Genomic DNA, 6,813 nt, shown 5'->3' with positions numbered 1-6,813 from the left:
CCCCGGCTCGGGAGCCGGGGGGGGCGCGGCGGCCTCCGGCTCCGGCTCGGGCGCCGCGGTCTCAGTGGCTGGCGGCGTGGGCGCCGGCTCCCCCGCCACGTTCGGCGGCGGGGAAACGATGTCCACCCGGAAGACCTGGCGCCGGGGAGGCGGCTCCGCGCCGGCCACCGAGAGCCACACCACCCCCACCACGAGCGCGTGCATCCCCGTGGATGCCGCGACCGCGAGGCGAAAACGGCGCGAGGGATCCCGCCTGCGCATCACCGCCTCCGCGGCGCCGCCGGCTCGGGCTCCGCGACCAGCCCCACCGTGGCGACGTCCGCCGCCTTCATCGCCCCGATCACCTGCATCACCCGCCCGTACGGCACCCCCTCGTCGGCGCGGAGGTAGACGCTGGTGGCGTTGGCGTTCCGGACCGCCTCCGGGAACTGCGTCTCGAAGTCGCTCCAGGCGGTGCGCGTCTCCCCGATGTACACCTCCCCGTCGCGGTCCACCGAGACGACGACGCCCTCCGGCGACTCGATGGGCGCCGTCTGCGCGCGCGGCACGCTCACCTCCACCCCGCCGGTCAGCATGGGCGCGGTGATGATGAAGATCACGAGCAGCGTGAGCGCCACGTCCACGAGCGACGTGACGTTGATGTCCGCCATGGGCCCCAGCTCGCGCCCGGTCCGGCGGCGGCGCGGCATCAGACCCGCCCTTCGCGCGCCAGCGTCCCGATGAACTCGCTGGAGAAGCCCTCCAGCTCGCTCATGACCAGGTTGAGGCGCGCGGTGAAGTAGTTGTACGCGATGGCCGCCGGGATGGCCACCACCAGCCCGGCCGCGGTGGTGATCAGCGCCTCGGCCACCCCCGGCGCCACCGCCGTGATGCTGGAAGTCCCCGCCTGCGCCACGCCCACGAAGGAGTGCATCACTCCCAGCACCGTGCCCAGGAGCCCGAAGAGCGGGGCCACGGTCGCGACGATCGCCAGCCACTGCATCCCGTGCGACAGCTCGTCGCGCTCCTCGCCCTCCTCCTTCTCCAGCACCAGCCGGAGCACCTCCAGCTGGGCGGGGCTCAGGCCGCGCACCTCGCTCCCCGCGCGGGCGGCGGCGGGGCGCAGCTCCGAGAAGAAGTTCACCCCGCGCCGGAACACCCGGCTGAAGGGCGACTCCGGGAGGGCCAGCACGTTGCGGTAGGCGTCCTCCAGCCGCTCCGCCCGCTCCATCTCGCCGATGAAGCGCGTGGCCTCGCCGCGCAGCCGCCGGAACTGCAGCAGCTTCCAGACGATGATCGCCCAGGAGACCAGGGAGAGGACCGCCAGGAGCCCGACGATGATCTTGGTGGAGGGCGTCCCCTGGGCGATCATCTCCCAGGACGCGGCGAACTCGTTGGTCTGCCCGGGGAGCGGAGCGCCCTGGAGCACGATGGATGCGGCGGTCACGAGACGGGGTCCGGGTGGTGACGGGGATCGGGAAGGGTGCGGAGGGGCGGCTACTCGCCCCCCTCCGCGGAGGCCTCGCGGTCCAGCTCGAACAGGTAGCGGGCGGTGTCCAGCACCGCGGTCCCGCGACCGTTCCCGGCGGCCTCGCGGAGGCGCACCGTGGGCGCGTGCAGGAGCTTGTTGAGCAGGGCGCGGCTCAGCGCGTCCACCGCGTCGCGGTCCTCCGGGGCCAGGTGGGCCAGGCGCCGCAGGGCGCGCTCCAGCTCCGCCTGCCGCACCCGCTCCCCGCGGTCGCGGAGGTCGCGGATAGTGGGGACCACGGCGAGGCCGGCGTACCACCCCCAGAAGTCCTCCACCCCGGCCGTGACGATCGCGTCCGCGGCGGGGAGCTGCGCGCGGCGCCGCTCCAGGCTGTCGTCGACGATCTGCGTGAGGTCGTCGATGTTGTAGAGGAAGACGTTGGGCTCCCGCCCCACCGCAGGCTCCACGTCGCGCGGGATGGCGATGTCGATGACGCAGAGCGGGTTGCGGCGCTCGCCGGGAACGGCCTGGCGGAAGCGCTCGCGCGTGAGCACCGGGTGCGGAGCCGCCGTGGAGCAGATGACGATGTCCACGCCCGCGAGCGCCCTGCCGAACTCCTCCCAGCGGACGGCCGCCCCGCCCCACTTCGCCGCCAGCTCGCGCGCCCGGTCGTAGGTCCGGTTGGCGACCAGCGCCGCGCGCACCCCCTCGCCCAGGAGGCATTCCAGCGTCACCTCGCTCATCTCCCCGGCGCCGAGCACCATGGCGCGCCGCCCGCGCAGCGATCCGAAGATCTTCTTCGCCAGCTCCACCGCCGCGGAGGAGATGGAGGCGGCGCCCAGGCCCACCTCGGTCTCGCTCCGCACCTGGCCGCCCACGGAGAACGCGGTCTGGAAGAGCCGGTTCAGCGCCGCGCCCACCAGCGGCCCGGCGGGGCTCACCGCCTCGCGCGCCAGGGCGTACGCCTCCTTCACCTGCCCCTGGATCTGGGGCTCCCCCAGGACCATGGAGTCCAGCCCCGCCGTGACCCGGAAGAGGTGCTCCGCTGCGAGGCGGTCCCGGTGGAGGTAGAGGTTCTTCGCGATCCCGGCCGGCGTCTCGCCGATCCGCTCCGCCAGCACCGCTCGGGCGGCGTCCACGCCCCTCCGCTCGTCGGGGAGGGCCAGGTACAGCTCCGTGCGGTTGCAGGTGGACAGGACGACCGCCTCCGCGGCCACCCCCGATTCCACCAGGGCGGCCAGCACCCCGGGGATCTCCCCGCGGGAAAAGGCGAGCCGCTCCCGGACCTCGATGGGCGCGGTCCGGTGGCTGGCTCCTACGACTGCGAGAGGCATCGGGAGATGCGCGCTTCCACTTCGTCGTCCCGCCCCTCGACGGCACGGTCGAGGAACTCGGGAGTGATCAACTCGAACCAGAACGCCCGGCGGCGCGCCTCGTCATCCGGCCAGCGGGCGCGGACCTCCCCGCGCACGGCCTCCAGCCGGCCGGCGGCGCGCCCCACTCCGGGAGTGACGACCGTCTCCAGCCGCTCGCGCAGCCGGCGCGACAGCAGCGGGGAGGCCCCGCCGGTGGAGAGCGCCACCACCACGTCCCCGCGCCGGATCGTGGCCGGGACGTGGAAGGCGGACTCCGCCCCCGCGTCCGCCACGCTCGCCAGCGCCCCCGCGTCCTCCGCTTCGCGCGCGACCTGCGCGTTCACCTCGGGGCGGTCGGTGGCGGCGAACACCAGGGCGAACCCGGCCGCGTCCCCCGCGCGGAAGGGTCGGAGGTGGCAGGGGAGCCCCTCGCGCTCCACGATCGCGCGCAGCTCCGCCCGCAGCTCCGGGGCGACCACGGTGGGCCGCCCGCCGGCCTCCACCAGCCCCTCCACCTTGCGCGTGGCGACCGCGCCGCCCCCCACCACCAGCACGCGCACGCGCCGCAGGTCGAGGAGCACGGGGTAGAGCCCGCTCACAGGAAGCCCCCGCCCTGCGGCTCCCCCACCCGGAGCAGGAGGTAGGCGAACACCACGACGGCGAAGGCGAGCACGCTCGCCGCGGCGGCGCGCACCCCGCGCCGTCCCCCGCCCGCCCGCGCCGCGAGGGCGGCCACGATCAGGACCCAGCTCAGTACCCCCCACACGACTTTCGGGTTTCCGGGGGCGAGGGTGCGCTCGAACCGCTCCGTCCACGCCCATCCGACCGCCAGTGCCAGCGTCAGGAAGGGGAGCCCGACGACCAGCGCCCACTTCCCGATCCGGTCCAGCGTATCGAGCGGTGGGAAGAACCGGAAGATGGCACCGAAGTTCTTCTTCTTCAACTCCCTGAACTGCACGAGGTACATCAGCCCGCAGGCGAAGGCCACCGTGAGCCCCGCGTACCCCACCAGCGCCAGCGTCACGTGCAGCACGAACCACGGCCCCCGGAAGGTGAGCACCGCCTGCGACGGGACCACCCCCACCGCCAGCGCCGCCCCCCCCAGGAGCGCCGCCACGGGAACCAGCACCAGCCCCAGTGGCCCGGTCCGCCCGAGCGTCGCCACGGTGAGGGAGCCCAGCCCCACCATGAAGGCGAGCGTGGAGAGGGAGGGGCCGAGCCCCACCAGCGGCAGCTCCCCCCAGTACGACCAGAACCCCACCAGCCCCAGGAGGTGCGCCATCACGCCCACCCCGGTCACGGCCGTGGCGATCCCGGTCAGGCGCAGCTCGTTGCGGGCCAGCGCCACCCCCAGGAGGGTCGCGGCGACCAGGTAGAGCGCCAGGGCGACGAGGTGAAGCGCTTCCGTCATCCGATCCCCAGGGTAAGGGACTGCACCAAACGCGGCGACGCCCCTCCTTGCGGGGGGGCGTCGCGACCGGCCGAGAGAGGGACCCGCACCCCCGGTCGTGTCACGGCATCTCCGCCACCCGGCGGACGGTGATCCCCGGTTCCAGCGCCGGGTGCTCCAGCCCGGTGATCCGGACGGTGGCGGTTCGGTCCGTCACCCGCACCACCTGCATCCGGGCGACGGGGATCTCGGGCCGGGTCCCCCAGTCGCGCTGGGTCCGGGGGAGGTACGCGGCGAACACGTCGCCCGGCTTCACCCCGGCGGCGGCGCCCACGTCGAGGAACGCCAGCTCGCCGGTGGCCTGCACCGCGTGGGGAATGCCGAAGCCGACGATCCGCGCCTCCAGCGGCTGGCGGGTCGGCCGAGGCGCCACCCCTGCGGGGACCGGGAAGCGGGCGGCCGGCACGGCGAGGTCGTTCACGGCCACGAGGTCGTACAGCGTCCGCACCTCGACGGTGGCGACGTTCCCCTCCAGCGCCTCCACGCTCCCCATCCCGGTGGACACGTACACCCTTCCGTACGGCCTCACCTCGCGGTCGCGCCGGAAGAAGTGGACGGCGTCGCCCACGCGCAGCCCGCCCCCGCTCCCCAGTGTAACGTAAACCCGGTCGTAGAGCGAGATCATCGGCGTCATCCCGATGGGGACGACGGTCGGGGAGATCCGCTCCACCAGCCGGCCGACCGCGGGGACCTCGCCGTCCTGCACCAGGAGCCGGGCGCGGTAGAAGTCGCCCGGGGCGATCACCGGCACGTCGGCGGTCCCTGCGGCGGGGAGTACACTGTTCCCCGGCCGGGGATCCTCACCCCGCCGCGGCGTGAACGCCACCTGCGGATCGGCACCCTGGCGGCACTCCGGGAGGGTGAGCCGCTGGTTCGGGAAGATGCGCGCGGGGTCGCGGACGACGCCGGCGTTCATCCGGTACAGCTCGGGCCAGAGGAACGGGTCGCCGAGGCACCCGCGGGCGATGTCCCAAAGCGTGTCGCCGCGGCGGACGACGTAGGTCCGGTCCTGCCCGGGGAGGGCGGTCGGCTCCTGGGCGGCGAGCGGCGCGGCGGCGAGCGGCAGGGCGGCACCGAGCGCGGCGGCAAGGAGGAGGGGGGAGGCTTTCACGGGCGGTTCGGAGGGAGTGGACGAGGTCCCCCCCGGGGCGCTGGGCCCCGGGCGAGGACGGGCGGACCACCTCCCACGGGGGAGGCGCCGGTGCCTGCAGGGAATCGTTCCGGTGCCTCAGTATAACCGGGTGGCCGCGGCCGAACAACACAGCCACGCAAGCCGAAATCGCACAATGCTTTCCGTCGCGGTGAGGAGCGGCGCGGCGGACCACCCCGCGGCGGACCCGGAAAAGATTGCAGGGCGCCCTCCCGGAGGAGAGCGCCCTGCAGCCCGTCGCGATTCCCGCCTCAGAACGGAAGGTCGTCGTCGTCGTCGCCGAACGGGGGCGGCTGGAAGTCGTCGTAGTCGCCGCCGCGTCCGCCCTTCCCCGCACCGCCGCCGGCCGTGGCGCGCTCGCGCGCCGGGGCGCCGCCGCCGCCCCCGAACCCGCCGCCGCCGCCACCCTCACGGCCGCCGAGCATCATCAGCTCGCGGGCGTTGATCTCGGTGCTGTACTTGGTGACGCCGTCCTTGTCCTCGTACTGGCGGTACTGGATCTCGCCCTCGACGTAGACCTGCTGGCCCTTCTTCAGGTACTTCTCCACGATGTCGGCCAGCTTCCCCCAGCAGACGATCCGGTGCCACTCGGTCTTCTCCTGCTGCTCGCCGGAGCTGGTGGTCCAGCGGCGGCTGGTCGCGACCGAGAACTGGGCGACGCGGCTCCCGCCACCCGTGGTGCGGACCTCCGGGTCGGACCCGAGGTTGCCGATGATGATGGCCTTGTTGAGACTGCGTGACACGAAACCTCCTGGGGTTTGGGATGGGGGTCCCGTCCTTGTGGGAAGAGGACCCCGACGGTAGACGGCGCTCACGCGCCCGTCAACGGAAACTCACACGAAAAGGCGCATGACGAGGGCGTCCTCCGTGGGCAGGGCGTAGTACGATCGCCTGCGCCCCACCACCTCGAAGCCCATGTCGCGGTAGAGCGACTGTGCGACGTGGTTGGACTCCCGGACCTCCAGGAAGCACTCCCGCGCCCCGCGCTCCCGGACCATGCCGACCACCGCGTCCACCAGTGCCCGGCCGATCCCCGCTCCCCGCGCCTCGGGGGCCACCGCGACGTTGCCCAGCTCCGACTGGTCCACCACCGTCCAGCAGACCGCGTAGCCCACCAGCCGCCGCTCCCGCTCGGCGGCCACCAGGTCGGTGTCGCTCCGGCGGAGGAGGCCGCGGAAGGTGTCCTCCTTCCAGGGCGTGGAGAAGCAGGCCTGCTCGATCTCCAGCACCCGCTCCAGGTCCGCCTCCATCAGCGGCCGGAGGCGGAAGGCGGCGTCGCCGAGGCGCGGCACCTCGCGGCTGAGCTTCACGGCTCCGACCCCGCCGCCGCGGCGATCCGCTCCGCGCCCGAGGCGCGGACGTACTCCGGCTCCCAGTGCGCGGGTGTCTCCACCCGCCCCGCGTCCGGCGC

At 74.0% G+C, this 6,813-nt stretch carries 9 protein-coding genes; all 9 read right to left on the bottom strand.

Features of this window, described 5'->3' with window-relative positions:
• Nucleotides 1-261: hypothetical protein (locus tag VGR37_23040; protein HEV2150294.1), on the bottom strand; the 261-nt coding region annotated here is incomplete at its 3' end.
• Nucleotides 261-689, bottom strand: a complete 429-nt coding sequence (locus VGR37_23035; protein ID HEV2150293.1) for a biopolymer transporter ExbD — start codon at nt 687-689, stop codon at nt 261-263. The genes VGR37_23035 and VGR37_23040, both read right to left, overlap by 1 nt.
• A complete protein-coding gene (locus VGR37_23030) occupies nt 689-1,426 on the bottom strand; it encodes a MotA/TolQ/ExbB proton channel family protein (protein HEV2150292.1) in 738 nt (245 codons plus the stop codon). The genes VGR37_23035 and VGR37_23030 overlap by 1 nt, the downstream gene beginning before the upstream one ends.
• Before the next feature lie 50 nt (nt 1,427-1,476).
• On the bottom strand, nt 1,477-2,781 hold the full coding sequence (gene hemA / locus VGR37_23025; GenBank protein HEV2150291.1) for a glutamyl-tRNA reductase: 1,305 nt from the start codon (nt 2,779-2,781) through the stop codon (nt 1,477-1,479).
• A complete protein-coding gene (locus VGR37_23020) occupies nt 2,763-3,401 on the bottom strand; it encodes a bifunctional precorrin-2 dehydrogenase/sirohydrochlorin ferrochelatase (GenBank protein ID HEV2150290.1) in 639 nt (212 codons plus the stop codon). Before VGR37_23020 ends, hemA begins: the two co-directional genes overlap by 19 nt.
• Nucleotides 3,398-4,213 carry a cytochrome c biogenesis protein CcsA gene (ccsA, locus tag VGR37_23015; GenBank protein ID HEV2150289.1) on the bottom strand — a complete coding sequence of 272 codons (816 nt, stop codon included), beginning with the start codon at nt 4,211-4,213 and terminating at the stop codon, nt 3,398-3,400. The genes VGR37_23020 and ccsA overlap by 4 nt, the downstream gene beginning before the upstream one ends.
• Nucleotides 4,214-4,313: 100 nt before the next feature.
• Nucleotides 4,314-5,363, bottom strand: a complete 1,050-nt coding sequence (locus tag VGR37_23010) for a LysM peptidoglycan-binding domain-containing protein (GenBank protein ID HEV2150288.1) — start codon at nt 5,361-5,363, stop codon at nt 4,314-4,316.
• Between the two features lie 290 nt (nt 5,364-5,653).
• Entirely contained in the window at nt 5,654-6,145 is a 492-nt protein-coding gene (ssb, locus tag VGR37_23005) for a single-stranded DNA-binding protein (GenBank protein ID HEV2150287.1), read from the bottom strand.
• A 90-nt stretch (nt 6,146-6,235) separates the two neighbouring features.
• Nucleotides 6,236-6,712, bottom strand: coding sequence for a ribosomal protein S18-alanine N-acetyltransferase (rimI, locus tag VGR37_23000; protein HEV2150286.1), 477 nt, complete (start codon nt 6,710-6,712; stop codon nt 6,236-6,238).
• Nucleotides 6,713-6,813 lie beyond the last annotated feature (101 nt).

This window comes from Longimicrobiaceae bacterium (genome assembly GCA_035936415.1).
In the GTDB taxonomy this organism is placed as follows: domain Bacteria; phylum Gemmatimonadota; class Gemmatimonadetes; order Longimicrobiales; family Longimicrobiaceae; genus JAFAYN01.
This window is presented reverse-complemented; position numbering and strand designations above follow the sequence as displayed.